At 68.1% G+C, this 25,727-nt stretch carries 24 protein-coding genes; 10 read left to right on the top strand and 14 right to left on the bottom strand.

The window, feature by feature from the left end; genetic code table 11:
• Window positions 1-138 precede the first annotated feature (138 nt).
• Both Q0Z66_RS07350 and Q0Z66_RS07345 read left to right on the top strand, forming a co-directional pair.
• On the top strand, window positions 139-1,719 hold the full coding sequence (locus Q0Z66_RS07350) for a long-chain-fatty-acid--CoA ligase (protein ID WP_298039620.1): 1,581 nt from the start codon (window positions 139-141) through the stop codon (window positions 1,717-1,719).
• Between the two features lie 15 nt (window positions 1,720-1,734).
• Entirely contained in the window at window positions 1,735-3,303 is a 1,569-nt protein-coding gene (locus Q0Z66_RS07345) for a GXWXG domain-containing protein (protein WP_298039618.1), read from the top strand.
• On the opposite strand, the gene Q0Z66_RS07340 is transcribed toward Q0Z66_RS07345, so the two are convergent.
• The 7 genes from Q0Z66_RS07340 to Q0Z66_RS07310 form a co-directional block, all read right to left on the bottom strand.
• A complete protein-coding gene (locus Q0Z66_RS07340; RefSeq protein WP_298039615.1) occupies window positions 3,294-3,740 on the bottom strand; it encodes a hypothetical protein in 447 nt (148 codons plus the stop codon). The genes Q0Z66_RS07345 and Q0Z66_RS07340 overlap by 10 nt on opposite strands.
• A gap of 140 nt (window positions 3,741-3,880) precedes the next feature.
• Window positions 3,881-5,452 (bottom strand): hypothetical protein, encoded by a 1,572-nt coding sequence (locus Q0Z66_RS07335; RefSeq protein ID WP_298039614.1) that lies wholly within the window; start codon window positions 5,450-5,452, stop codon window positions 3,881-3,883.
• Window positions 5,453-5,589: 137 nt separating this feature from the next.
• A complete protein-coding gene (locus tag Q0Z66_RS07330; RefSeq protein ID WP_298039612.1) occupies window positions 5,590-6,780 on the bottom strand; it encodes a bifunctional 2-methylcitrate synthase/citrate synthase in 1,191 nt (396 codons plus the stop codon).
• Window positions 6,777-7,679: a methylisocitrate lyase gene (gene prpB, locus Q0Z66_RS07325; RefSeq protein WP_298039610.1), complete on the bottom strand. Its 903-nt coding sequence runs from the start codon at window positions 7,677-7,679 to the stop codon at window positions 6,777-6,779. Before prpB ends, Q0Z66_RS07330 begins: the two co-directional genes overlap by 4 nt.
• Entirely contained in the window at window positions 7,679-9,196 is a 1,518-nt protein-coding gene (locus Q0Z66_RS07320) for an MmgE/PrpD family protein (RefSeq protein WP_298039608.1), read from the bottom strand. The genes prpB and Q0Z66_RS07320 overlap by 1 nt, the downstream gene beginning before the upstream one ends.
• 8 nt (window positions 9,197-9,204) lie before the next feature.
• Window positions 9,205-9,867 carry a GntR family transcriptional regulator gene (locus Q0Z66_RS07315; protein WP_298039605.1) on the bottom strand — a complete coding sequence of 221 codons (663 nt, stop codon included), beginning with the start codon at window positions 9,865-9,867 and terminating at the stop codon, window positions 9,205-9,207.
• An 81-nt stretch (window positions 9,868-9,948) separates the two neighbouring features.
• Window positions 9,949-10,563, bottom strand: a complete 615-nt coding sequence (locus Q0Z66_RS07310; protein WP_298039604.1) for a glucose-6-phosphate isomerase family protein — start codon at window positions 10,561-10,563, stop codon at window positions 9,949-9,951.
• A gap of 97 nt (window positions 10,564-10,660) precedes the next feature.
• Between Q0Z66_RS07310 and xylB the strand changes: the two genes are divergently transcribed.
• From xylB to Q0Z66_RS07290, 4 genes are read left to right on the top strand one after another with little or no spacing between them, the layout of a single operon-like run.
• Window positions 10,661-12,160 (top strand): xylulokinase, encoded by a 1,500-nt coding sequence (gene xylB, locus Q0Z66_RS07305; protein WP_298039602.1) that lies wholly within the window; start codon window positions 10,661-10,663, stop codon window positions 12,158-12,160.
• Window positions 12,160-13,110, top strand: coding sequence for an NAD(P)-dependent oxidoreductase (locus Q0Z66_RS07300; protein ID WP_298039600.1), 951 nt, complete (start codon window positions 12,160-12,162; stop codon window positions 13,108-13,110). Before xylB ends, Q0Z66_RS07300 begins: the two co-directional genes overlap by 1 nt.
• Before the next feature lie 10 nt (window positions 13,111-13,120).
• On the top strand, window positions 13,121-14,050 hold the full coding sequence (locus Q0Z66_RS07295; protein WP_298039597.1) for a shikimate dehydrogenase: 930 nt from the start codon (window positions 13,121-13,123) through the stop codon (window positions 14,048-14,050).
• Entirely contained in the window at window positions 14,047-15,006 is a 960-nt protein-coding gene (locus Q0Z66_RS07290) for an aryldialkylphosphatase (RefSeq protein ID WP_298039594.1), read from the top strand. Before Q0Z66_RS07295 ends, Q0Z66_RS07290 begins: the two co-directional genes overlap by 4 nt.
• Before the next feature lie 72 nt (window positions 15,007-15,078).
• Here the strand turns inward: Q0Z66_RS07290 and Q0Z66_RS07285 are convergent, their stop codons facing one another.
• The 3 genes from Q0Z66_RS07285 to Q0Z66_RS07275 form a co-directional block, all read right to left on the bottom strand.
• A complete protein-coding gene (locus Q0Z66_RS07285; RefSeq protein ID WP_298039592.1) occupies window positions 15,079-16,071 on the bottom strand; it encodes an ABC transporter substrate-binding protein in 993 nt (330 codons plus the stop codon).
• 62 nt (window positions 16,072-16,133) lie between these two features.
• Window positions 16,134-17,165 (bottom strand): ABC transporter permease, encoded by a 1,032-nt coding sequence (locus Q0Z66_RS07280; protein ID WP_298039590.1) that lies wholly within the window; start codon window positions 17,163-17,165, stop codon window positions 16,134-16,136.
• Window positions 17,165-18,667, bottom strand: a complete 1,503-nt coding sequence (locus Q0Z66_RS07275) for a sugar ABC transporter ATP-binding protein (RefSeq protein WP_298039589.1) — start codon at window positions 18,665-18,667, stop codon at window positions 17,165-17,167. Before Q0Z66_RS07275 ends, Q0Z66_RS07280 begins: the two co-directional genes overlap by 1 nt.
• Window positions 18,668-18,875: 208 nt before the next feature.
• On the opposite strand from Q0Z66_RS07275, the gene Q0Z66_RS07270 reads away from it, so the two are divergent.
• Window positions 18,876-19,748, top strand: a complete 873-nt coding sequence (locus tag Q0Z66_RS07270) for a sugar phosphate isomerase/epimerase (RefSeq protein ID WP_298039586.1) — start codon at window positions 18,876-18,878, stop codon at window positions 19,746-19,748.
• A gap of 36 nt (window positions 19,749-19,784) precedes the next feature.
• Here Q0Z66_RS07270 and Q0Z66_RS07265 read toward each other — a convergent pair whose 3' ends face one another.
• The 3 genes from Q0Z66_RS07265 to Q0Z66_RS07255 are packed head-to-tail and all read right to left on the bottom strand — an operon-like array spanning window position 19,785 to window position 22,442.
• The gene (locus Q0Z66_RS07265) at window positions 19,785-20,204 is read right to left on the bottom strand and encodes an RbsD/FucU domain-containing protein (RefSeq protein WP_298039583.1); all 420 of its coding nucleotides are present in this window, start codon (window positions 20,202-20,204) and stop codon (window positions 19,785-19,787) included.
• Window positions 20,204-21,160, bottom strand: a complete 957-nt coding sequence (locus Q0Z66_RS07260; RefSeq protein WP_298039579.1) for an aldo/keto reductase — start codon at window positions 21,158-21,160, stop codon at window positions 20,204-20,206. The genes Q0Z66_RS07265 and Q0Z66_RS07260 overlap by 1 nt, the downstream gene beginning before the upstream one ends.
• Window positions 21,147-22,442 (bottom strand): L-fuconate dehydratase, encoded by a 1,296-nt coding sequence (locus tag Q0Z66_RS07255; RefSeq protein WP_298039575.1) that lies wholly within the window; start codon window positions 22,440-22,442, stop codon window positions 21,147-21,149. The genes Q0Z66_RS07260 and Q0Z66_RS07255 overlap by 14 nt, the downstream gene beginning before the upstream one ends.
• 124 nt (window positions 22,443-22,566) lie before the next feature.
• Here Q0Z66_RS07255 and Q0Z66_RS07250 point away from each other — a divergent pair, with 124 nt between their 5' ends.
• A complete protein-coding gene (locus Q0Z66_RS07250; protein WP_298039572.1) occupies window positions 22,567-23,427 on the top strand; it encodes a fumarylacetoacetate hydrolase family protein in 861 nt (286 codons plus the stop codon).
• Window positions 23,424-24,191: an SDR family oxidoreductase gene (locus tag Q0Z66_RS07245; protein WP_298039571.1), complete on the top strand. Its 768-nt coding sequence runs from the start codon at window positions 23,424-23,426 to the stop codon at window positions 24,189-24,191. Before Q0Z66_RS07250 ends, Q0Z66_RS07245 begins: the two co-directional genes overlap by 4 nt.
• 117 nt (window positions 24,192-24,308) lie before the next feature.
• Here the strand turns inward: Q0Z66_RS07245 and Q0Z66_RS07240 are convergent, their stop codons facing one another.
• Window positions 24,309-25,187 (bottom strand): amidohydrolase family protein, encoded by an 879-nt coding sequence (locus Q0Z66_RS07240; RefSeq protein ID WP_298039568.1) that lies wholly within the window; start codon window positions 25,185-25,187, stop codon window positions 24,309-24,311.
• 46 nt (window positions 25,188-25,233) lie between these two features.
• Between Q0Z66_RS07240 and Q0Z66_RS07235 the strand changes: the two genes are divergently transcribed.
• Window positions 25,234-25,727: GntR family transcriptional regulator (locus Q0Z66_RS07235; RefSeq protein ID WP_298039565.1), on the top strand; the 494-nt coding region annotated here is incomplete at its 3' end.

Raw genomic sequence — 25,727 nt, 5'->3', positions numbered from 1 at the left:
AACTTCCGGATGCCTCAGCGATGTGAATTCTCGTTAACAAAGTGCGTGACAACCGGAACACGCGGTGGCATACTCATGACAAGCCCCGCCGCGACGACGCGGTGACGACGCATCGATGAAGATGAAGGGACCCTCCCGATGTCCGAGCAGTCCGTTTCTGCGATCCCTGCGGCCGTGCGCCGCAACCACTGGATGAACCAGACAGCGACGCACGCCGAGATCACACCCGACGGCACCGCATTCAAATTCCTCGGCGAGGTGACGACCTGGCGCCAGGCCGCCGACCGCATGGACGCGTTCGCCGCCGCCCTCGCCCGCCGAGGCGTCGGAGTCGGCGACCGCGTGCTGCTGCTGACCCTGAACCGTCCCGAGGTCGTGCTGTCGGTCTTCGGCATCAACCGGCTCGGCGCGATCGCCGTGCCGATCAACATCCGCCTCACCCCGCCCGAGATCGCCTACATCGTCGACGACGCCGATGCCGACGTGCTCATCGTCGAGGCACCGCTCGCCCCGCTCGTCGGCGCCGTCGCGCAGGTGACCGACCGCATCAAGAAGGTCATCGTGATCGGCGAGCCCGTCGCCGAGGGGCAGGAGTCCTGGGCGGATCTCATCGCCGAGGACCCCGCCGACTTCGAGGCTCCCGACGTGCCTGAAGACACGACGTGCCTCATCATGTACACCTCCGGCACGACCGGCCGTCCCAAGGGCGCCATGCTCGACCATGTCAACCTGTTCGCGCAGGCACTGACGCTGCTTCGCGTGAACAAGGTGTTCGGCGAGGACGACATCTCGTTCATGACCGCCCCGCTGTTCCATATCGCCGGCCTCGGCTCCATCGCGCCGAACTTCGTCATCGGCATCCCGACCGTCATCCACCCGCTCGGCGCGTTCAACCCGACCGAGCTGCTCGATGCCTGGGAGCGCGAGCGCGCGACCATCGTGTTCAACGTGCCGCAGCAATGGCAGGTGATCTGCGCCGATCCGAGCATTCCCGAGCGCGATCTGCATCTGCGCATCATCAGCTGGGGCGCGGCCCCCGCGTCCGACACCCTGCTGCAGCAGATGAGCGACTGCTTCCCGAAGGCGACGAACGTCGCCGTGTTCGGACAGACGGAGATGACGCCGATCACCTGTGCTCTCAGCGGCGAGGACTCGCTGCGCAAGCTCGGGTCGGTGGGCCGCCCCATCCCGACCCTCCAGTACCGTGTCGTTGACGACGAGATGAACGACGTCGCGCGCGGCAAGGTCGGCGAGATCCTCTACCGCGGCCCGAACATGATGAAGGGGTACTGGCGCAAGCCTGCCGAGACGGCCGAGGCGTTCGAGGGTGGCTGGTTCCACTCCGGCGACCTGGTCCGCCAGGACGCGGAGGGCTTCGTCTGGGTCGTCGACCGCAAGAAGGACATGATCATCTCCGGCGGCGAGAACATCTACTGCGCCGAGGTCGAGAACGTCCTCGGCGCGCATCCGAAGATCCTCGAGGCGGCGGTCTACGGCCGCGCCGATGAACGGTGGGGCGAGATCGCCGTCGCTGCTGCGGCTCTGCGCGAGGGCGAAGACCTCTCCCTCGACGAGCTGCAGGCCTGGCTCGGCGACAAGCTCGCCCGCTTCAAGCAGCCCAAGGCCCTGGTCGTCGTGGCGGCTCTCCCGCGAAACGCCGCGGGCAAGGTCAACAAGGTCGCGATGCGCGCCGCCGACCGCGAAGAGGCAGTGGTCTAGACGATGAATGCTGCTGTGGCTGCGCTCGTCCGGGAGCGCGGCGGATCCGTCGCGCTCTCGGAAGTCTCCGTGCGCAAGCCCGGCGCGGGCGAGATCCTCGTGCGCATCCATGCGTCCGGCGTGTGCCCCACCGATTTGTTCGGGATGTCCGGCGGAGCGGGCGACCGCTTCCCCGCGGTGTTCGGCCACGAAGGAGCGGGCATCGTCGAGCGGATCGGTACCGACGTCGGCACCGTGCAGGCCGGCGATCGTGTGGTGCTCAGCTTCGACGCCTGTGGTGCGTGCACGCGATGCGATGACGGGCATCCGGCCTACTGCGAGCGCTTCGCGGAAAGGAACTATGACCCGCGGTCGGATGCCACGAACGTCGAGGAGTCCGTGACGACGGGGTGGATGGCGCAGTCGTCGTGGTCGACCCTCGCAATCGCCCGGGCGTCGAATGCTGTGCGCATTCCGGATGATGTGCCTTGGGAGGTGGCGGCCCCGCTGGGATGCGGCATCCTCACGGGTGCGGGAACCGTGCTCAACGTGCTGCGACCGGGGCCCGGCGACGCGTTGCTCGTGATCGGCGCCGGCACGACGGGTCTCGCCGCGATCGCGGCAGCTGCCCATCGTGGTGTCGCGCGCATCGTCGCCAGCGATCCCTCCCCCGAACGGCGAAGGCTCGCCCGCGACTTCGGCGCCACCGAGGCGGTCGCACCGGATGCCCTCGATGCTCGCACCCTCGCCGCCACCCACGCGCTCGACACGGTCGGCAACCAGGAGACCATCGACACCGGACTCGCCGCCCTGCGCCCGCAGGGCGTGTGCGCGACCGTGGCGCTGCATGCAGGGGCGAATCGGATCAGCCTCTCGCAGTCGCAGCTGCTCTGGGGGCGCAGCCTGACCGGCGTCATCGAGGGAGACGCGCAGATCCACCGCGATATCGCGCTGCTCATCGCACTGTGGCGAATCGGCCGCCTGCCGATCGAGAAGCTCGTCCGTCGCTACCGCTTCGATGAGATCGGCGCCGCGATCGACGCTTCCCGCTCCGGACACGCGATCAAACCGGTGTTGATGATGGAACCCGACTTCGCGGATGCACCGGATGCCGCCTCCCTCCTCGACGTGGCGGCAGCGCTGCGCGCCGGCGGAGTTGCCGTCGATGCCCTTCCGCTGCTGTGGCGGTCGCTGCCGCCGGTCTCGCCGAACGAGCTGCGCGGACTCTGGAAGGGCACGGGGTTGAGCATCGGGCATCCGACCCATCGGATGCTGGGACGCACCGGCTGGTTCGGAAAGCTCTTCCGCTCGGACGACGACGTCGTCCCGCTCGTCTGCGAAGCATTCGACGGCACCCTCACGGCGAACACCGCACTCGCCCGCGGCGGCGCGATGCTGCGCACCGCTGTGCACGACGGCATCCCCACCGCCGCGATGTCGTATGACGGGATGCCGGTCATCGACCTGTTCACCCGCATCGGGCCCGACGCCGTGCTCGGTGTCATGACCGGCCGCGACGCCGCCGCGCCTGACGGCTCGCTGTACTTCTTCCTCCTGGAGAAGGTCCCCGACCGCGAGGTCGGATCGCCCCGCTCTCAGACGTAGTCATCGGCGTGCAGCGGACGCACCCCGCGCGAATGGACGATGAACTGCGCGCGCAGAGGAACATCCAGCAGGGCCGCCGCATCGGCCATCGCCCGCGCCCAAGCTGCGTCGGCGGCCTTCGCAGCGTCACCGCCTCGGCGCTCCCAGGCGAGCACCACGTGCGCGTTGCCGCTGATCTCGCGCATCATGCCGATCCGGTGCATCAACAGGTGGGCCTGGGTCACCGCTCCCGAATGCTCATCGTCGACGGCGCCGTGCGGATCCCCGGGATAGTCCGCGATCGGCAGGAGCGGGTCGCCGAGGCATCCGCGCTCATCGAGGAAGAGCACCCACACCTGGCGGCGGGCCGCCTTCTGCAGAAGGAGATCGAGCATGTCGCGCAGATCATCGTCGGAGTGCAGGACGCGGTCTCGCAGGGAGTTCTGTGCTTCGGTCATGCGCTCGATCCTGAAGCATCCGATGCTCGCGGATCAGCGCTCTCGCGCGTCCTGTGCACACGAATCCTGCGACGGCGACCCGTGCAGAACATGACGAAGCGGCCGGGGGCACACGCCCCCGGCCGCTTCGTTCGCATCGGTCACTCCCAGGTGACGACGGGCGTCTCCTCGGAGAAGTCGACCGAGGGCGATCCCATGCGCCCGCCGAACCAGACCTCGAACTGCGCAGTCTCGCCGTCCTTCTCGCCCTCGAGCGTCGTGTCGATGTCGACGGAATCATAGGTCGAGACCATCGTCGGGTAGGAGTAGCTCGTCTGCGGCTTCAGGCTGTCGAGATCCTTCTGCCCCTCGGCGGTGATCGTGCGGGTCACGCTGCCGTCGACCGGTTCGTAGCCCTGGATGTCGATGCCCGTGAGATCCATGCCGCACGGCGTCGCCAGAGTCTTCAGCGCGATGCACTCCTCCAGCGATGCGCGCACGAGCGAGCGGAACGTCGCCGCGCCCTCGTCGGAGAGCTTCGGGTACAGGTCGTAGAAGACCTCCGAGTGCTCCTCATCCGCCAGCGTGAACGTGTCGCTCTCGGCGTCGATCACGAACTCCTCGTAGGCGAGCGCGAGCTGGTAGGTGCCGGGGAACAGCTCCGTGTATTCCTCCTGCGGTTCGACGCCGTTGATCGTCAGCCCCAGACCTTCGAACGCCGACAGCGATGCGCTCACGAGGCCATCGCTGATGCGCCAATCGCCATCGCCGTAGTTCCAGACGGTGAAGTCGCGCTCGATCGTCTCATCGCCGACCATGAATCTCGCCGAGACCTCGGATTCGTAAACATCGCGGGAGCTCTCGGTCTCCTCGACCACGATGTCCGTGATGGGTGCGATCGCGAGGGACGCCGCGAGCATCTCATCCGTGAGCAGGCTGTCATCGCCGTACACATCGATGAATTCGAGAGCGGCCTCCGCGTCGCCGGCGGCGAGCGCGGTGAGGTACTCCTCGACGATGCCGGATGCCGTCTGGGCGGGGCCGCGCAGCAGAACGGGCACGATGATCGCCGCGGCGATCAGCAGAACGAGAGCCGCACCGCCGCCGATCAGGCCGAAGAGCAGGCCCTTCGACATCGGCTTCTTCGCCGCCGGCGGCTGGGCCGGGTAGCCGGCGACGGGGTATCCGCCCGGAACAGGGACGCCCGTGCTCGGGTCGTACGCCGGCGCGGCACCGGCATACGCGGCGGCGTTCGGGTCGTAGGCGGGTGCGGCACCGGGGTACGCGGCGGTCGCGTTCGGGTCATAGGCCGGGGCAGCACCGGGGTACGCAGGAGCGACGCCCGGCTGAGCGGGCGTCTCGCTCGAGGCCGGGGGCATGGGCGCTCCGGGCGCGACGAGCGGCGGCGCGGCGGCCGGTTCGGGCGCGACGACAGGCTCCGGCTCAGCGATGGGCTCGGGCGCGACGACGGGCTCGGATGCTGCAACCGGCTCCGGGCTCTCGACTGCGGTTTCCGCCGGCGCCGGAATGCTCTCAGCCGGAGCCTCAGGTGCAGTGGGCGCTGCGTCAGCGACGTTCTCCGGGACGGGCGCTTCAGCAGCAGCCGTCTGATCGGCGGGCGTCTCGGATGACAGCAGCCCCCCGATGTCGTGGGCGCCTGCCGCTGCGGCGTCGGAATCGGCCGCGGGAATCGGCGGGATGTTCTGGGGATTCTCCGGTGTCTCGTTCGTCACGGATCCCATCGTAGATCCAAAGGTCCCGCATAGAACGAGCTGATCGCCCCTGCCCGACGGAACGTGATCAGATCGAGGCGAATCAGCGGCTTTCCCTCCCCCCGAGGCGGCCTCCGCCGCCTCGGGGGGGGGATGCTTCAGCCCGCTGCTTCTTCTTCGCGCTCCAGCGCCTCGACGGTCGCAGCATCCGCCACATAACCGTCGATGTGACGTTCGTCGACCCCGCTGTACGCCGACAACGGGCGAATCAGCGCATTCGACGCCTGCTGCTCGAGGATGTGCGCCGTCCACCCCGTGATGCGCGCCGCGATGAACAGCGGCGTGAAGGTGAGCGTGTCGTACCCGATGAGGTTGTACGCCGGTCCCGACGGGTAGTCGAGGTTCGGATAGATGCCCTTGCGGGAGACGAACTCGCTCTCGAGGGTGTCGTAGAGCTCCGCGACATCCGGCCGATCGTAGTGCGCGACCAGGGTGTCCAGAGCCGCCTTCATCGTCGGAACGCGCGAGTCGCCGCGCTTGTACACGCGGTGCCCGAAGCCCATGATCTTCCGCTTCTCGGCGAGCGCGGCATCCAGCCACCCCACCACCTGATCCGCCGACCCGATCTCATCGAAGATGTGCATGACGGCCTCGTTCGCCCCGCCGTGCAGCGGCCCCTTCAGCGCACCGATCGCACCGACGACCGCCGAGTACAGATCGCTGAGCGTCGAGGTGATCACACGCGCGGTGAACGTGGAGGCGTTGAACGAGTGCTCCGCATAGAGGATCATCGAGCGGTTGAACGCATCGACGACGACCGGAGCGGCCTCCTCGCCGAACGTCAGCCAGAGGAAGTTCGCCGCGTAGTCGAGGTCGTCGCGCGATTCGACGGCTTCCAGCCCGCGGCGACGGCGCTGCCCGTACGACACGATCGCCGGAAGCGCCGCGAACAGCTTCAGGCTGCGCTCGAGGTTCTGCTCGGGAGTGCCGACAGCATCCAGAACATTGCCCGAACCGGCCGTCTCGATCGCACCGATCACGCTGACCGCGGTGCGCACCTCGTCCATCGGGTGAGCGTCCAGGGGCAGAGCGTCGATGGCTTCCTTCAGCGCCGGAGTCAGCGCGCGATGAGCGCGCTCCGTCGCGCGGAACGCCGCGAGCTCCGTTTCCGTGGGCAGCTCACCGTTCCACAGGAGATAGGCCACAGCCTCGAAGGACTGCGTCGCCGCGAGCTCCTGCACCGGATAGCCCCGGTACAGGAGACTGTTCGTCTCGGGATTGACCTTGCTGATCGCCGTCTCATCGGCGACGACGCCGGCGAGGCCCTTCTTGATGTCGCTCATGCTCACTCCTTCGTGATGGTGAAGTTGAAGACGCCCGAGTCGAAATGGTTGTACGACTCGTAGTCGATCAGATCGTAGAGATCGGCGCGGTGCTGCATCTCGCCGAGCTTCGAGGTCAGATGCCCCTCGTCGACGAGGGTATCGAGAGCACGGCCCGTCGCCCCCATCGCGATGCGCAGCATCGACACCGGCCAGATGACGATGTTCACACCGACATCGCGCAGCTGGTCGACGCTGAACAGATCGGACTTCCCGAACTCCGTCATGTTCGCCAGGATCGGCACGTCGACGGCATCCCGCATCGCGGCGAACTCCTCGAGCGAGCGCATCGCCTCGGGGAAGATCGCATCGGCCCCTGCATCCACCAGCGCCTTCGCGCGATCCTTCGCCGCCTCGAGCCCGTCGACCGCGGCGATGTCGGTGCGCGCCATGATGAGGAAGTTCTCATCGCGGCGCGCATCGACCGCGGCACGGATGCGCTTGAGCGCGGTCTGCTCATCCACCACGGCCTTGCCGTCGAGGTGCCCGCAGCGCTTGGGGTTGATCTGGTCCTCGATGTGGGCGCCGGCGAGCCCCGCGTCCTCGAGTTCCTGGATCGTGCGCGCGACGTTCATCGGCTCGCCGAAGCCCGTGTCGGCATCGATGATCGCGGGCAGGTCGGTCATGCGCGCGATCTGCTTGCCGCGGCCTGCGACCTCGGTGAGGGTCGTGAGCCCGATGTCGGGCAGCCCGAGATCGGCGGAGAGCACGGCGCCGGAGATGTATACGCCCTCGAACCCCTTCTCCTGGATGAGACGGGCCGACAGCGGGTTGAACGCGCCGGGGAAGCGCAGCAGCTCCCCCATCGCCAGGCATTCGCGGAACAGGCGCCGCTTCTCGGCGGGGGTCGTGTTCGAATACAGCATCAGAACAGCCCCGTCGTGGTGGGCTCGGCCGCCACGACACCCGGCTTCGCGATGATCGACAGCTCGGCGACCTCCGCGGCGGTCAGCTCGGGCAGACGCTGCACGAGCTCGAGGAAGCGCTCGATCTCCGCGGCCTCGAGCACGGGCTCGGCCAGCAGACGGAACTTGTTGATGTAGTTCTCGCGGGCGAAGGGCCGGGCGCCGAGCGGGTGGGCGTCGGCGACGGCGATCTCGTCGACGAGGGTCGACCCGTCGGTGAAGGTGATCTCCACGCGTCCGCCGAAGGCCTTCTCGGAGATGTCGTTCGAGTGGTAGCGGCGCGTCCACTCGGCGTCCTCGCGGGTGGTGACCCTGTTCCACAGTTCGACGGTGTCGGCGCGGCCCGCGCGCTCCGGGGTGTAGGAGTCGACGTGGTGCCACGCGCCGTCCTGCAGGGCGACCGCGAAGATGTACGGGATCGAGTGGTCGAGCGTTTCGCGCGAGGCCGTGGGGTCGTACTTCTGCGGGTCGTTCGCGCCGGAGCCGATCACGTAGTGGGTGTGGTGGCTGGTGTGCAGCACGACGGATTCGATGGCCGCGGTGTCGACGCCGTCGTTGTGGAGCTTGCGGGCGAGGTCGATCCAGGCCTGCGCCTGGTACTCGGCCGAGTGCTCCTTGGTGTAGCTGTCGAGGATGGCGCGCTTGGCCTCGCCGGCGGCGGGAAGCGGGACGTCGTAGGCGGCATCGGGGCCGTCGAGCATCCAGGCGATCACGCCGTCCTCGCCTTCGTAGATCGGCGAGGGCGAGGTCTGTCCGCGCATGGCGCGGTCGACGGCTTCGACGGCCATCTTTCCCGCGAAGGCGGGGGCGTGCGCCTTCCAGGTGGAGATCTCGCCCTTACGGCTCTGACGGGTGGCGGTCGTGGTGTGCAGTGCCTGCGACACGGCCTGGTAGATGGTCTCGGCGTCGAGGCCGAGGAGGGTGCCGATGCCGGCGGCGGCCGAGGGGCCGAGGTGGGCGACGTGGTCGATCTTGTGCTTGTGCAGGCAGATGGCCTTCACGAGGTCTACCTGGATCTCGTACCCGGTGGCGAGGCCGCGCACGAGGGCGCGCCCATCGCTGCCGACGTGCTGGGCGACGGCGAGGATCGGCGGGATGTTGTCGCCGGGGTGCGAGTAGTCGGCGGCGAGGAAGGTGTCGTGGTAGTCGAGCTCGCGCACGGCGACGCCGTTCGCCCACGCCGCCCATTCGGGGCTGGTGCGGTGGTCGAGGGCTGCGCCGAAGATGGTCGCGCCGGCGCCGCCGGTGGAGACTCCGTGGCTGAAGGCCTGGTCGCGGGCTGCGATGATCGGCGCGCGGGTGAGGGATGCCGCGGCCACCGATGCGTTGTCGATGATGCGGTTGATGATCATGTCGACGACGGCGGGCTCGACCTCGACGGCGTCGGTGGCGACCTCGGCGATCTTCCAGGCCAGCTGCTCCTCGCGGGGCAGGTTCTCTTCGCTCTTGTAGACGCGGACGTGGTGGTTGACGGTCATGACGATCCTTAGCTGTCGGCGGGGAGGGATTCGAGGATGCTGGTGAGCGCTTTGCGCAGGTGCACGTGCGTGGCGTGCGCGGCGAGGTCGCCGTCGCGGTCGGCGATGGCTCGGGCGATGAGCCCGTGCTCGGCGACGGATTCGGCCAGGCGCACGGGGTTGTCGCGGGAGAGTCGGCGCACGCGGACGAGGTGGGTGCGCACGGTGCGCAGCGCCGAGGAGATGTAGTCGTTGGCGACGGCGTCGTCGACCGCGCGGTCGAAGCGGGCGATGAGCGTCTCGTAGTCTTCGCGGCCGTCGGCGGCGTCGAGGGATGCTCCGGCCCGGGCGAATTCGTCGGCGAGCCCGGTGAACAGTGCGGCGTCTCCGCGCACGGCGGCGAGGCGTGCGGCGGTCTCCTCGAGGGCGCGACGAATCTCGAAGAGCGCGCGGATGTCGTCGGCGTCGATGTCGGTGACGACGGTGACGCGGGGCGACTGCTGCTCGACGAGTCCGTCGGCGCTGAGCTGCTGGAGGGCTTCGCGCAGGGGCGTGCGGCTGACGCCGAGACGTGCGGCCTGTTCGACCTCGGCGAGCACGGTGCCCGGGGCGAGCACTCCGGACTGGATCTCATCGAGCAGGGTCGCGTAGGCGCGATCACTTGCCCGGGTTCGCTCGACTGCGATGCTCACCCCGTCAGTGTATACACAAATCCCCCAATGGGGAACGGAGCCCGCATCCCGGCCGCAATAACGTATACAGAAGCGCTTGACTCAGTCCGCGTCGAACGCCCGGTACCCGGTGTGGTCCGGGTTCGGGCGCAGCATCCACCCCTCACCGTCGGCGACGACGAGGTTCTTCATCCCGCCGGCATCGGCGATCACGGCGTAGTCCTGACCGGCGTCGGCGGCGTAGCAGAACAGTGTGGTGAAGGGCTCGTCGCCGACGTTGACGCTGCGGTGCAGCCAGTGGCCGGGAACATTGACGGCCTGGCCGGGGGTGAGCTCGATCGCACTGCTCTGTCCGTCGAGGGTCTCGAGCAGCATGACGCCGCGACCGCTGAGGCAGTAGTACAGCTCGGCGCGGTCGGCGATGGCGTGCAGGTGCCCGCGTGTCATGGCGAACTCGTCGCCATAGCGGCCGGGGAGGAGCGTGCTGGTTCCGGTGATCAGCGCCCCGGAGCCCTCCTGGTAGCGGTGGTCGTCGACCCAGTAGACGAGGTGGTCGGCACCATGCTCACCGACGGCGCTCTCCCATGCCGCGTTGTCGCGGTAGACGCCCTCCATGTCGCCGATGTACTTCTCATACCGGCGTGACCGCCCGTCGATGCCGCCCTGGGGCGAGATCTGCAGAAGAGTGGGGATGTCGACGACGGGATAGGTGCTCACGCTGATCTCCTCAACTTGTAACTACAAGACTTGTAATTACAGGTATACTCCAAAACAGCACGATCCGGAACCGCAACCAACGAAGCAGGCACGAACTGTGATCATCGCCCACGACCTCGGCACCACCGGCAACAAGGCCTCGCTGCACCACGACGACGGCCGCCTGATCACCGCGACCACGGTCGGGTACCCGGCTCATTTCGCCGCCGGGGGCATCGCCGAGCAGGACCCTCAGGACTGGTGGGATGCCGTCGTCTCCGCGACCCGCGAACTCCTCGCCCGCACATCCGTCGATCCCGCCGAGGTGCACGGGCTCGTCGTCAGCGGTCAGATGATGGGGGCCGTGCTGCTCGACGGCACGGGCTCCCCCGTGCGTCCCGCGATCATCTGGGCAGACACCCGCTCCGGCACTCAGCAGCGCGAGCTCGAGAAGGCGCTCGGCGCCGACCACGCCTACCGGCTGCTCGGCCACCGCCTCAACCCGACGTACTCGGTCGAGAAGGTCATGTGGGTGCGTGACAACGAGCCCGACGTGTGGTCCCGGGTGCGACGTGTCTGCGTCGCGAAGGACTACATCGTGCTCGGGCTCACCGGGCGCCTGGCGACCGATCGCTCCGACGCCTCCGGCACCAACGCCTACGACCAGCGCGCGGGCGACTGGTCCGACGAGGTGCTCGCCGCGGCGCGCCTCGACCGGTCGCTGTTCCCCGAGATCCTCGAGGCGACGGACATCGCCGGGGCATTGACGGCGGATGCCGCATCCGCTCTCGGTCTGCACACGGGCGTGCGCGTGGTGATGGGCGGCGGCGATGGACCGATGGCGGCCGTCGGCAGCGGCATCGTCGCCCCCGAGGACGGCGCTTACGTGTGCCTGGGCACCTCGTCGTGGATCTCGTTCGCCGCCGATGCGCCGCTGATCGATCCGGGCCTGCGCACCTTCACCTTCGACAACGTCGTTCCCGGCTCGTTCGTGCCGACCGCGACGATGCAGGCGGGCGGCGCGTCCATCCAGTGGATCGCCGAGGCGCTCTCCCCCGATCCCGCGCACCCCGAGACCGCGCGTCTGACCGGCGAGGCCGGTGGCGATCTCGACGTCGAGGACCTCTACTTCCTCCCCTATCTCCTCGGTGAGCGCTCGCCCCTCTGGGACCCCGATGCCCGTGGCGCCTTCATCGGCATCGGCCGCCATCACACGCGGCAGCACCTCGTGCGCGCCGTCCTGGAGAGCATCGGGTACAACCTCCTCTCCAGCATCCGGGCCTTCCGGGAGTCCGGCGCGACGATCGACCGGATCGATGCCGTCGGCGGCGGCGCGCAGAGCGATGCGCTGCTGCAGATCCTCGCGGATGTCTGGGGTGTGCCGGTGCGCCGTCGCACGATCGTCGAGGAGGCCAACAGCCTCGGTGCAGCGGTCACGGGTGCTGTCGGTCTCGGGCTCGCCGACTTCTCGGCGGCCCGCGCGCTGAGCGAGGTGACCGCCGAGTTCACGCCGGATGCCGGCCGCCACAGCGTCTACGCCGCACGCCATACCCGATTCACCGCCGCGTATGAGGCGCTCGCCCCGTGGTTCGCCGCGGCACCGAAGGACGCGCGCTGATGGCCACGATCCTCGCCACGAGCCGGTCATTCTCCGACGGCGACGTCGATCTCATCGCCCGTGCCGCCGACGCCGGCCACAAGGTCGTGCGCGGTCCGGCCCACCACGATCTCGCCGAGCTCGGCCCACTGCTCGCGGGGGCGGATGCGTGGATCGCCGGCACCGGGCCGGTCACCTCCGACCACCTCGACGCCGCTCCGGGCCTGCGCATCGTCGCCCGGTACGGCGTGGGCACCGAGGCCGTCGACCTCGAGGCGGCCGCGGCCCGCGGCATCCCCGTCACGAACACCCCCGGCGCCAATGCGGATGCCGTCGCCGATCACGCCGTCGGGCTCATGCTCGCGGCTCTGCGCACGATCCCCGATGGCGACCGCCGGGTGCGTGCGGGCGATTGGAGCGTGCGCCGCGGCCGCGAGTTGGGCGCAGCCACGGTCGGCATCGTCGGCTTCGGGCGCATCGGACAGGGCGTCGCGAAGCGGCTGAGCGGGTTCGGGCCGCGCATCCTCGCCGCCGACCCCTACTTCCCCGCCGACGGAATCCGGGAGCGCGGTGCTGAGCCCGTCGACCTCGACGACCTGTTCCGAACCGCCGATCTCATCACGCTGCACGCACCCGGCGGACAGCGCCTGATCGACGCCGCCCGGCTCGACGGCATCCACCCCGGCACCATCATCGTCAACACCGCCCGCCCCGACCTGATCGATGAGCCGGCCGTCGCCCGCGCCCTCGTCGAGGGCCGTCTCGCCGCCTACGCCGCCGACACACTCGACGGCGACACCGCCGCATCAGCGAGCCCCCTCCTCGACCCCGCCCTCGCCGGCCGGGTCATCGTCACCCCGCACCTGGGCGCGCAGACGTCCCAGGCCGTCGATAACATGGGCGCCATGTCGCTCGATGATGTACTCGCAGTGCTCGACGGCCGCGCCCCTCGCCACCTCGTCACTCGTTGAAAGGCCCGCCATGACCACCGCCCCCGATGCCGATTACATGGGCTTCGTCGGAGTGACCACCGGGTCCTCCTCGATCATGAAGGTCTTCCCCTTGTGGGCCGACATCCTCGAGCTGCCCACGCGCACGCTGATCGGCCACGACCTGCCGATGGACGCCTCCCCCGCGCAGTACCGGGCGCTCGTCGAGCAGATCCGCGACGATCCCCACCACCGCGGCGCGCTCGTGACGACGCACAAGATGAACGTGCACGCCGCGGCATCCGATCTCTTCGACGAGCTCGACCCGTTCGCCGTCTCCTGCTCCGAGATCTCGAGCATCGCCAAGCGCGGCGACCGGCTGTCGGGGCGCGCGAAGGATCCCATCACGGTCGACCTGGCGCTGCGCGACTTCCTGCCGATCGACTACTTCACGACGACGCAGTCCGAGGTCGTGATCTTCGGTGCGGGCGGTTCGGGCACGGCGCTGAGCTGGGCGCTCGCCGAGCGCGCCGATGCCCCGCGCCGCATCACGGTGACGGCGCGCGATGATGCGAAGCTCGAGCATCTGCGCGAGGTGCACCGTCAGCACGGCACCCGCGAGGGCCTGATCAATTATCTGCGCACCGATACGCCGGAGGAGGCGGCAGAGCTGCTCGCCTCGACGGCGCGCGGTTCGCTGATCGTGAATGCGACCGGTCTCGGCAAGGACCGTCCCGGCTCTCCCCTGCCCGATGATGCGGTGTTCCCCGCCGGGTCGTACGTGTGGGAGTTCAACTACCGCGGCTCCCTCGAGTTCCTGCACCAGGCCCGGGCGCAGGAGAAGGCGCAGGAGCTGCGCATCGTCGACGGCTGGCGGTACTTCATCCACGGGTGGTCGCAGGTCGTCGCCGATGTCTTCGAGATCGATTTGACCGATGAGATCGTCGACCGACTCGCGGAGGCGGCGGAGTCGGTCCGATGATCCGCACTGTCCTCGGAGACGTCGAGCCCGCGAGTCTGGGCACGACGAACTATCACGAGCACCTCTTCCAGGTCTCCCCGCTCCTTCCCGGCGATGAACTCGACGATGAGGCGGCCTCGGGCGCCGAGGCGTCACTCCTCACGGCGAGCGGCTTCACCGCGATGGTGGATGCCACGCCCTTCGGGCTCGGACGAAACCCCGAGGCCCTCTCCCGCATCAGCACCGGAACCGGCCTGCGGATCATCGCGACGACGGGGCTGCACCGAGAGGCGCACTACGGCGACGAGCACCCCCTGCAGGTGTGGACTCATGAGCAGCTCGCCGAACTGTTCCTGCGCGATCTCACCCGCGGCATGCCCGCGGACGATGCCGAGACCTTCGAGAGTCCCGATGTCGTGCTCGCCCGCACCGGTTCCGGCGAGCACATCCGCGCAGGCCTCCTCAAGGGAGGCGTCGACTACTGGCGCATCAGCGACTTCGAGCGCACGACCCTGACGGCGATCGGCACGGCGCACCGCGCCACGAACGCCCCGGTCATGATTCATCTGGAGTTCTGCACGGCGGCACACGAGGTGCTCGACGTTCTCGAGTCCGAGGGCGTGGCATCCGACAGAGTCGTCCTCGCGCATGCCGACCGCGACCCCGATGCGGGCCTGCACGCGTCGCTGGCCGAGCGCGGCGCCTACCTCGGCTACGACGGGTTCGCACGCCCCCGAAGCCGCTCGGATGCCGAGTTGCTGACGCTGACGGCGGCGGTGGTCGAGCAGGGCGCCGGAGAGCGCATCCTCCTCGGCGGCGATGTGGCACGGCGCAGCCGCTACATCTCCTATGGGGGCATGCCGGGCCTCGGTTACCTCGGCGACCGGTATCTGCCGCGACTGCGCGCACTCATCGGCGCGGATGCCGTCACGCAGATGCTGACCCAGAACCCCGTGCGCCTGCTCGATCTCGGCTGAATCCGCAGCATCCGAAAGACGAGCGCGGCCCTTCACCCGAAGGTGAGGGGCCGCGCTCGTCGAAGCCGCGGGTCACTCGTAGATGACGGCCGCGATCTTCTCGTCTTCGATGTTGTTGGCGTCGTACCAGTACGAGCCGGTGTCGTAGAACTCCTCGACCGTCTCGCCCATGGCGGCGTCGTAGGCGGCCTGCACGACCTGTGCACCGATGCCGATCGGGTCCTGCGTGATGGCGCCGGCCATCGTTCCGTCCTTGATCGCGTTGATCTGCGCGGCGCCGGAGTCGAAGCCGATGATCTGGATCTTGCCCTTCGCCAGGCCGAGCTCATTCGCGGCGTTCACGACGCCGATGGCCGAGCCCTCGTTCGTGCCGTAGATGCCCTTGAGGTTCGGGTGGGCGGCAATCATGGCCTTGGCGATGTCAGCGGACTTCAGGTGGTCGCCGTCTCCGTACTGGATGTCGACGATCTCGATGTCGGGGTAGTCCGACTCGATCTTCTCGACGAATCCATCACGGCGCTCGACACCGGTGGAGTTGATCTGCGAGTGGCCGACGATTGCGACCTCGCCCTTTCCTCCGATGAGCTCCGCCATGTTCTCGGCGGCGAGGGCACCCGCGACCTTGCTGTCGGTGGCCGACAGGCTCAGGCCCACGTCGCCGTTGCAGGTGGCGTCGAAGTACACCACGGGGATGTCCTTGGCCGCGGCTTGCTCGAGCGGTGCGACGCACGCCTCGGGGTCGAGTGCCGCGTAGGCGATGGCATCCGGGTTCTTGTCGATCGCCGAGGTCAGCATCTCGAGCTGCTGAGCGATCTCGGTCTCGGCAGCCGGGCCCTCGAACGTGATGCGAACGCCGAGCTCGGCGGCGCGGTCCTCGGCGCCCTTCTTCACGGCCTGCCAGAACTGGTGCTGGAAGCCCTTGGAGACGAGGGCGATGTACATCTCGTCGCTGTCGCCGCCCGAGCCGCCCTCTTCAATGACATCTCCGCCCCCGGCGCAGCCCGTCATGACGAGTGCGGAGGCTGCGACGAGTGCCGCGAATGCGGTCTTCTTACCGAATTTCATGAAAACTCCATTGTTCTGTGATTGGTACCGGCTGAAGCCGGCACGGTGGAAGGCATAGATGGTCAGGTCCGCTGGCGGTTGCGCAGCGAGTCGAAGAACACGGCGAGGAGAACGACGACGCCCACCACGATGTTCTGCCACTCGGTCTGGATCGACAGGATGCGCAGGCCGTTGACGAGCACGCTCATGATCAGAGCGCCGACGACGGTACCGAGGATCGAGCCGCGCCCGCCCAGGAGCGAAGTGCCGCCGATGATAACCGCTGCGATCGCCTGTAGCTCGTAGCCGGTGCCGATCTGCGGCTGCGCCGAGTCCAGGCGCGAGGCGATGATGACGCCCGCGATGCCGGTGAAGGCGCCCGCGAACATGTAGATGAAGATGGTCCAGCGCTTCGTGTTCACACCCGACAGGCGCGTGGCCTCCTCGTTCGAGCCGATCGCGAAGGTGTAACGGCCCAGCAGCGTCTTCGATAGCACGAGGAACGCGATGATCGCGAGAACGGCGGTGATGAGGACGGCGTTGGGGACGCCGGGGATCAGCGCGCCCAGGGCGATCTTCTTGAAGTCCGGGGCGGAGCTCGAGAAGTAGATGGGGGCGACGCCCGAGATGACCAGGGCGAGGCCGCCGGCGATCATCATCATCGCCAGCGTCGCGATGAACGGCGGCAGGTTCAGGAACGTGACGTTCACGCCGTTGATGAGGCCCATCAGGACGCCCGTGGCGATGCCGCCGAGAACGCCGAGCCAGATCGGCAGTCCCATGTTCGTGATGAAGACACCCGTCATGACGGCGCACAGCGCCATACCGGTTCCCAGCGACAGGTCGATGCCTCCGGTGATGATCACGAAGGTCGTGCCGAGGGCGAGGATGCCGATCACCGCGGTTGACAGCAGCACGGACGCGATGTTGCTGGCGGTGAAGAAGTTCGGACTCGCGATCGAGAAGATGATCACCAGCACCACGAGGGTGCCGAAGGCGAGCGACTGCTGGAGCTGGCGCTTGAGGAAACCGACGACGTCGCGCTTATCGGTGTTCTCGTTGACGGCCTGCTGGATCACCGTGGTGGTGTTTCCGGACTGCTGCGGGGTGCTCATCAGTCTTCCTCCCCGTGTGCTGCGAGTTGCATGATCTTCTCCTGGCTTGCTTCCTCGTTGCGGAGGGTCCCGGTGATCTGACCGTTCGCGAACACGGCGATGCGGTTCGCGACGCGGAGGATCTCGGGGAGCTCCGACGAGATGACGATGATGGACTTTCCGGCGTCCGCGAGCTGCTGCATGAGCCGGTAGATCTCCTCCTTGGCTCCGATGTCGATGCCGCGGGTGGGCTCGTCGAAGATGAGGATGTCGCAGTCGCGCATCAGCCAACGGGCGATGACGACCTTCTGCTGGTTGCCGCCCGAGAGCAGCTTCACGATCTGGTTGACCGACGGGGTCTTCACGCGCAACTGCTGCACGTAGCCCTTGGTCTGGTTCTTGGCCTTGCTGTCACCCATCCATCCGAGGGCGTTGGCGTAGTTGCCGAGCGAGGCGAGAACCGTGTTGAAGGTGACGTCCTGCTCGAGCATCAGGCCCAGCTGCTTGCGGTCCTCGGAGAGGTAGCCGACGCCGCGTTTGACGGCGTCCTCGGGCTGACGGATCTTCGCGTCTCGTCCGTTGATGCGGATCGTGCCGGCACTGCGCGGGTCGGCGCCGATCAGTGCACGCGCCGTCTCGGTGCGACCGGCGCCCATGAGGCCGGCGAATCCGAGGATCTCGCCACGGTGCAGCTCGAAGGAGACGTCCTTCAGCAGACTCTTGGTCGACAGGCCCGCGACATCGAGAACGACCGGTGCATCGTCGAAAGCGCGGCTCTCGGGACGGATGTTCTCCTCGATGACGCGGCCCACCATCATCTCGATGATCTTCGGGATGCTGATCTCGCTCTTCTCGAGTGATCCGATGTATTGGCCGTCGCGGAGCACCGAAACACGGTCGGCGAGGCGTCGGAGCTCGTCCATGCGGTGCGAGATGTAGACGATTCCCGTGCCGGCGGCGCGCAGCTGCTCGATGAGCACGAAGAGCGTCTCGACCTCGCTGTCGGTCAGCGCGGAGGTCGGCTCATCCATGATGAGGACCTTCGCGTTGAAGGACAGCGCCTTGGCGATCTCGACCATCTGCTGCTCGGCGACGGTGAGCTCGCCGACCGGCTTGCGCGGGTCGAGGGCGATGTTCAGCCGCTGGAGAAGTTCGGCGGTCTGGCGGTTGAGGCGGCGCTCCGAGACGAGCGGCCCCATCATCGGCTCGCGGCCGATGAAGATGTTCTGCGCGACCGTCAGGTCGGGCATCATGTTGAGTTCCTGGTGGATGATCGTGATGCCCAGCTGCTGCGCCTGCAGCGGCCCGGTCAGCTCGATCGGCTGGCCCTCGAACGTGATCGTGCCCTCGTCGCGCGTGTAGATCCCGGAGAGGATCTTCATCAGCGTCGATTTGCCGGCACCGTTCTCACCCACCAGCACAAGCACCTCACCGGCGCGCACTTCGAGGTGCACATCCTTCAGCGCCTGCACTCCGGGAAAGCCCTTACTGATGCCTTCCACCCGGAGGATGGGATCGCTCATGTGCTCACCTGCTCCCTTGAAGGTCGTGTTATCTGACAAGATGCCGGAGTCGGGTGTGGACCACCATCAAACATCGGATCAATTCTGTACCAGCATCTTCTGCGATGCAAGTTGTATCCGAATGTACCTAAACCGATCCCTCACATGCTAGACCTGTAATAACAGGTTCATCACGAAGATGTCGTAACAAGCAGAGAGAAGGAGCCGCATGCTCATCGGCGCGCACGGACTGGTCTTCACCGGAACATTCGACGAGGAGGGCCTGCGACGATCGATCGAGGGCACCCGGAAGGCCGGTTTCGACCTGATCGAGATCCCCCTCATGGATGCTGCGGGCTTCGACTCCGCCCTCGCCGGACGGATGCTGCGCGACAACGACCTCGCCGTCACGGCATCCCTCGGTCTCACCGCTGACACCGACCTCACCAGCGACGACCCTGCCATCGTCGCCGCCGGCGTCTCGATGCTCGAGCGCTGCATCGACCACGTCGCCGCCATGGGCGGCGATGTGCTGTGCGGCGTCATCTACTCCGCCATGGGCAAGTACATGGCGCCGACCACGCCGGCAGGCATCGCCGGCAGTCAGGCCGCGATCAGCCGGCTCGCCGCGCAGGCCTCCGACCGCGGCATCCGCCTATCGCTCGAAGTCGTCAACCGCTACGAGACCAACGTGTTCAACACCGGACGCGGCGCCCTCGCCTTTCTCGACGGCGTCGAGGGCGACGTCAGCGTGCACCTGGACACCTACCACATGAACATCGAGGAGTCGGACTTCTTCCGGCCCGTGCACGACGTCGCCCGCGCCGGCAAGCTCGGCTACGTGCACATCGGCGACAGCCACCGCGGTTACCTCGGCACCGGCACGGTCGACTTCGCCACCTTCTTCCGCGCCCTGCACGACGTCGCCTACGACGGCCCGGTCGTCTTCGAGTCGTTCTCCTCCGCCGTCGTCAGCGCCGAGCTCAGCAACACCCTCGGCATCTGGCGCAACCTCTGGCAGGACTCGGACGACCTCGCCGCCCACGCCAACCGCTACATCCGCGACGCCCTGCACGCCGTCGGCACGATCGACCGGCACTGATCCCGGGTGCCGCCGGCACAGACCGGCGGCACCCGCTCAGGCGGATGCGTGCCCGACGACGCCCTTGCGCAGCAGCGCGTTGCCGTACTTGCGGGTCTCGCCCGTGCGCACCATGAGATAGGCGGGCTTCGCGACGTCGTAATAGGCGAAGCGCTCGACGAAACGGGTCGTCCCGGCCGTGGTCCCGGCGGCGGCCATCAGCTCGTGCTGCACGTCGAGCACGCTCGCATCGGCGGATTCCATGAGGTCGAGCCCCGGTGCGTCGTCCAGCGGGATGACCGTGCGAATCGCTGCGAGCACCTCGGGCGTCGTCGTCCCCGGCAGATCGATGACGCGCTCCCCCAACGCCCAGGCGGGGAAGTGCGCATCCGTGATCACCACGGCATCCGAATGCCCCATCCGGTCGAGGTGCATCAGCAGCTCTCCCGTGAGCAGCGGGTTGATTCCCTCGAGCATCAGATCAATCCTTCGTCGGTGAGTTCGGCCCAGAATTCCGGGACGATATCGAGGGCCGCGAGCGCCGCGTTCTCCCGCACCTGCGCAGGCCGGGAGCTGCCGACGACGACGGAGCGGGTCGATTCGTCTCGCAGCGGGAACTGGATCGCGGCGGCCGGGAGCGGCACATCGTGCGCACGGCATACGGCGACGATGCGCTGCAGCCGCTCCCAGATGTGGTCGGGGATCCCGCCGTACTCGTAGCGGCTATCGCGCGTCGGTTCGGCTTTCGCGAGCAGCCCGGAGTTGAAGACGGATGCCGCGACGACACCGGTCCCCGTCTCCCGGCAGGCCGGCAGCACCTCGGCCGCGGCGGGCTGTTCGAGCAGCGTGTAGCGGCCCGCGATCATGATGATGTCGAGATCCGCCTCGCGCACGCTGCGGGTGAGCGCGTCGCTGACCATCGACCCGACGCCGATCGCACCGACCGCGCCGTCGAGGCGCAGTCGCTCGAGCGCCGGGAACGCCGAGGCGATCGCGAGGTCGAGGTCATGGCGTTCAGGATCGTGCAGGTACACGAGGTCGATCCGGTCGAGACCGAGCCTCTCTCGGGATTCGTCGATCGAGGAGCGGATCCCGGCATCCGAGAAGTCCCACTCACGACGCAGGTCATCCGCGACGAAGAAGTCGTTGTCGGTGTCCAGGCCGCCGGCGAAATCGGGGTTCGGCCGCAGGAGCCGACCCGCCTTCGTCGACACGAAGAACTCCTCGCGCGGCTTGGTCTGCAGGAAGGCGCCGAGGCGGCGCTCCGAGAGCCCGAGGCCGTAGTGCGGGGCCGTGTCGAAATAGCGGATGCCGGAGTCCCATGCGGCGTCGAGAACGGCCCAGGCCTCCTCATCCGTCAGCTCGCGGAAGAGGTTTCCGACGTTCGCGGCGCCGTAGCCCAGCGCCGGGATGGTCGTTTCAGTCTGCGACATGCTCACCCGTCCAGGCGTACTTCTCGATGCTCTCCGCCTTCATCTCCATGCTCGCACCCGGCGCGACCGGCGGCATGTAGGAGCCGCCCTGGATATCGGTCGGCACGACGAAGTGCTCGTGCAGGTGGTCGACGAACTCGATCAGGCGCCCCTCGCGGCTCGTGCTGACCGCGACGTAGTCGAACATCGACAGGTGCTGCACGGCCTCGCACAGTCCGACACCGCCGGCGTGCGGGCAGACGGGGACGCCGAACTTCGCGGCCAGCAGAAGGTTTGCGATGTTCTCGTTGACGCCCGCCACGCGCACGGCGTCGATCTGCATGACCTCGATGGCCTTCGCCTGCAGCAGCTGCTTGAAGATCATGCGGTTCTGGGCGTGCTCGCCCGTGGCGACGCGGATCGGGGCGACCCCGCGGGCGATCTCGGCGTGACCGAGGATGTCGTCGGGGCTCGTGGGCTCCTCGATCCAGGCGGGGTCGAACTCGGCGAGCGCCTGCACCCATTCGATGGCCTCGGCGACCTCCCAGCGCTGGTTGGCGTCGATCGCGATGGGGAAGTCGGGGCCGACGACTTCGCGCGCCTTGCGGAAGCGGCGGATGTCGTCGTCGAGGTCGGCACCGACCTTGAGCTTGATCTGGGTGAAGCCGTCGGCCATGGCCTCGCGGGCGAGTCGCTCGAGCTTCTCGTCGGAGTAGCCGAGCCAGCCGGGGCTGGTCGTGTACGCCGGGTATCCGGTGGCGAGGAGCTCGGCCTCGCGCTGCTCGCGGCCCGCCACGCCGGCGCGCAGGATCTCGAGCGCCTCCTCGCGGGTGAGCGCATTGGTCAGGTAGCGGAAGTCGACGAGGTCGACGATCTCCTCCGGCTTCATGCGTCCCAGCAGCTGCCAGAGTGGGAGCCCGGCGCGCTTGGCCTTGATGTCCCACAGCGCGTTGATGACGGCGCCGATCGCCATATGCATGACGCCCTTCTCGGGGCCGAGCCAGCGCAGCTGCGAGTCGCCGATGATGTCGCGGAACGTTCCGCCCATGTCGTCCAGCAGAGGCTCGACCTCACGGCCGACGAGGTGACCGGCGAGCGCATCGATCGCCGCGACCTGCACGTCGTTGCCGCGGCCGATCGTGAAGACGAAGGAGTGCCCGGCGATGTCGTCGTCCGCATCGGTGCGGATGACCACGTATGCGGCGGAGTAGTCGGGGTCGGGGTTCATCGCGTCGGAGCCGTCGAGGCTCAGCGATGTGGGGAAGCGGATGTCGGTGGTGTCGAGTGCGACGATGCGGCTCACGGGGTTCCTCTCCTGGCACAGCACGATTTTTCTGCGCGGATACCTTGGAGTGTAAACATCCGATGTCTATACTGTCAATCAGACGTGCCGCCTCGGTGCGGCTCCCCAAAGAGGTAGGAGAACCATGAAGTTCGCGCGGCTTGGCGCCCCTGGATCCGAGATCCCCGTCCTGGTTGACGGTGACCGTCACCTCGACCTGCGCCCCATTACATCCGATGTCAACGGCGACTTCCTCTCGGGCGACTTCCGCGCCCGTGTCTCGGAGGCCCTCGCCGCCGGCACGCTGACCGAGCTCGAGGGCGCCGCGGACCTCCGCATCGGCGCACCGATCGCACGCCCCAGCGCCGTCATCTGCATCGGCCAGAACTACGCCGCACACGCCCGCGAGTCCGGCGCCGAGCCGCCCACGGTTCCGATCATGTTCCTGAAGACGCCGAACACCGTCGTCGGGCCTAACGACACCGTCACGATCCCCCGCGGCAGCGAGAAGACCGACTGGGAGGTCGAGCTCGGCATCGTGATCGGCGCCCGCGCCGCCTACCTCGACTCGGTCGACGAGGCCGACGCCCACATCGCCGGCTACGTCGTCGCCGACGACGTCTCCGAGCGCGCCTTCCAGATGGAGGTCTCCGGCGGGCAGTGGTCCAAGGGCAAGATCGCCGCGGGCTTCAACCCGACGGGCCCCTGGCTCGTCACGCCCGACGAGGTCGACGTCGACGACCTCGGCCTGCGCAGCTTCGTCAACGGCGAACCGCGCCAGGACTCCAACACCAGCGACATGATCTTCGACGTGCGCACGATCGTGCACCACCTCTCGCAGTACGTCACGCTCGAGCCGGGCGACCTCATCCTCACCGGCACCCCGCAGGGAGTCGCCTTCGGCGGCAAGTTCCCCTACCTCGCGGCGGGCGACATCGTCGAGATCGAGATCGACGGCCTCGGACGCCAGCGTCACGAGTTCGTCGCTTGGGAGGCCGCGAAGTGAGCGCCGTCGAGCACACGGGCCCGCTCGCCGGCCTCGTCGCGATCGTCACCGGCGGCGCCTCGGGCATCGGCGCGTCCATCGCGACCCGCCTGCATGCCGATGGTGCGCGGATCGCCGTCCTCGACCGCGACCCCTCGGGCGCCGATGAGCGCTTCGCCGCGTTCACCGCGGACGTCTCGGACCGCGCCAGCGTGGATGCCGCAGTCGCGGCCGTCGGCGAGGAGCTCGGCCGCATCGACATCGTCGTGAACAACGCCGGCGTCGGCGCGGTCGGCGACATCGCCGCCAATGACGACGCCGAGTGGGCGCGCGTGCTGTCCATCAACGTCACCGGCATCGCGCGGGTCACCGCCGCTGCGCTTCCGTGGCTGCGCCAGTCGCCCTCCGCGGCCGTCTGCAACACGGCATCCATCGCCTCGACGACGGGCCTGCCCCAGCGCGCGCTGTACACGGCATCCAAGGGTGCCGTATCGGCTCTGACCCGCGCCATGGCCGCCGATCACCTGCGCGAGGGAATCCGCGTCAACGCCGTGAATCCCGGAACCGCCGACACCCCCTGGGTGGGGCGCCTGCTCGACCAGGCCGATGACCCGGCCGCCGAGAGGGCCGCTCTCGAGGCCCGCCAGCCGCACGGTCGCCTCGTCTCCCCCGATGAGGTCGCCGCGGCCGTCGCCTACCTCGTGAGCCCGGCCGCCGGATCCACCACCGGCACCGCGATCGAGGTCGACGGCGGCATGGCGCAGCTGCGCCTGCGCTCAGAGTAGACCCCGCAGCATCCGGCTGCTCCGCGCGACAGATGTCAGCGCGAAAGACGAATGTCGGCCCGAATCACACGATTCGGGCCGACATTCGTCATTTCGACCGACGCGCGTCCGGAGCGATCACTCGGCAGGCAGTCTGTAGAAGCGGGCCGCGTTGCCCCACATGATGCCGTCGACATCGGCCCCGCGCTCTCGTGCCCAGTCCGCGATGGTGTGGCACCAGTCATCGCGGTTGCCGGGAAAGTAGAGGGAATCACCCTCGGAGTCGACGGATGACACGGGCCAGTCGCTTCCCCACATGAGCCGATCCGCGCCGAAGGCCTCGAGCGCGGCATCCAGGAACGGCACCATCTGGTCCTCATCGATGTGTCCCGAAGACTCGGCGGGGAGTCCGGAGAGCTTCAGCATCACCTGCGGGCGCTCGGCCAGCGCGCACAGATCACGCACCCACTCGACGCTCGGCGGCAGCGGGTCCTCGGATGTGCCGATGGCGGGCTTTCCGAGATGATCGAGCACGATGCGCAGATCCGGAACCGCATCGGCCAAGGCCGTGACGTCGGGGATCTGGTGAGCGCGCACGCAGGCGTCGAAGGTCAGCCCGCGCGCCGCGATCTCGCTGGCCCCCTCGACGAACGCGCGCCGGAGGGCGAACCCATCCGGCTCCCCCTGCAGCAGATGGCGGATCCCGACGACGCGCTCGTATTCGCCGAGCGCGTCGAGGTGATCTCTCAACGTGCGCTTCTTGTGGAGACGCGCACCCGCGACGATCCCGATGACTCCGGTCTCCTCGGCGATCGAATCGACCCAGCGCACCTCGTCGAGGGCCTGCGAGGTGCGCGGGTCCGCCTGCACGAACACGGCGGCTTCCCTCTGGACGTCCTCGATCCGATCCTCGGCCAGCTCCGCCGCAGCGAACGGGGCGTTCAGATCTCCTTCGAGCCAGTCGTAGGCGAGGACCGACGGGTCCCACAGGTGCAGGTGCGAGTCGAGAATGCGCATACCCCCATCCTGCCGGAAACATCCGATCACTGGCTAGAATGGGGTCATGGCCGTCACCGATGAAGCGATCGAGAAGATCAAGGCGATGATCGTCTCCGGCGAGCTCGCCCCCGGCGATCGCCTCCCTCCCGAGAAGGAGCTCTCCGAGCGCCTCGGACTCTCCCGCAACTCGATGCGCGAGGCCGTCAAGGCGCTCGAGGTCATCCGCGTGCTCGATGTGCGCCGCGGCGACGGCACCTATGTGACCAGCCTCGAGCCGCACCTGCTCCTCGAGGCGATCTCCTTCGTCGTCGACATGCACGACGACGATTCGATGCTCGAGATCTTCGCGGTGCGCCGCATGCTCGAGTCCCAGGCGACGGGTCTGGCCGCGACGCTCGGCTCCGATGAGGCGATCACCGCGCTGCAGGACGAGGTCGAGGCCCTCGACGCGGCCGTGTCGATCGATGATCTCGTCGAGCACGACATCCGCTTCCACCGCGAGATCGTGCGGATGACCGGCAACGCCTATCTCGCGAGCCTCATCGAGAGCCTCAGCAG

Source organism: uncultured Microbacterium sp., assembly GCF_947632095.1.
Taxonomy (GTDB): Bacteria; Actinomycetota; Actinomycetes; order Actinomycetales; family Microbacteriaceae; genus Microbacterium.
The sequence above is the reverse complement of the archived record's forward strand: the minus strand, read 5'-3'. Positions and strand labels throughout refer to the sequence as shown.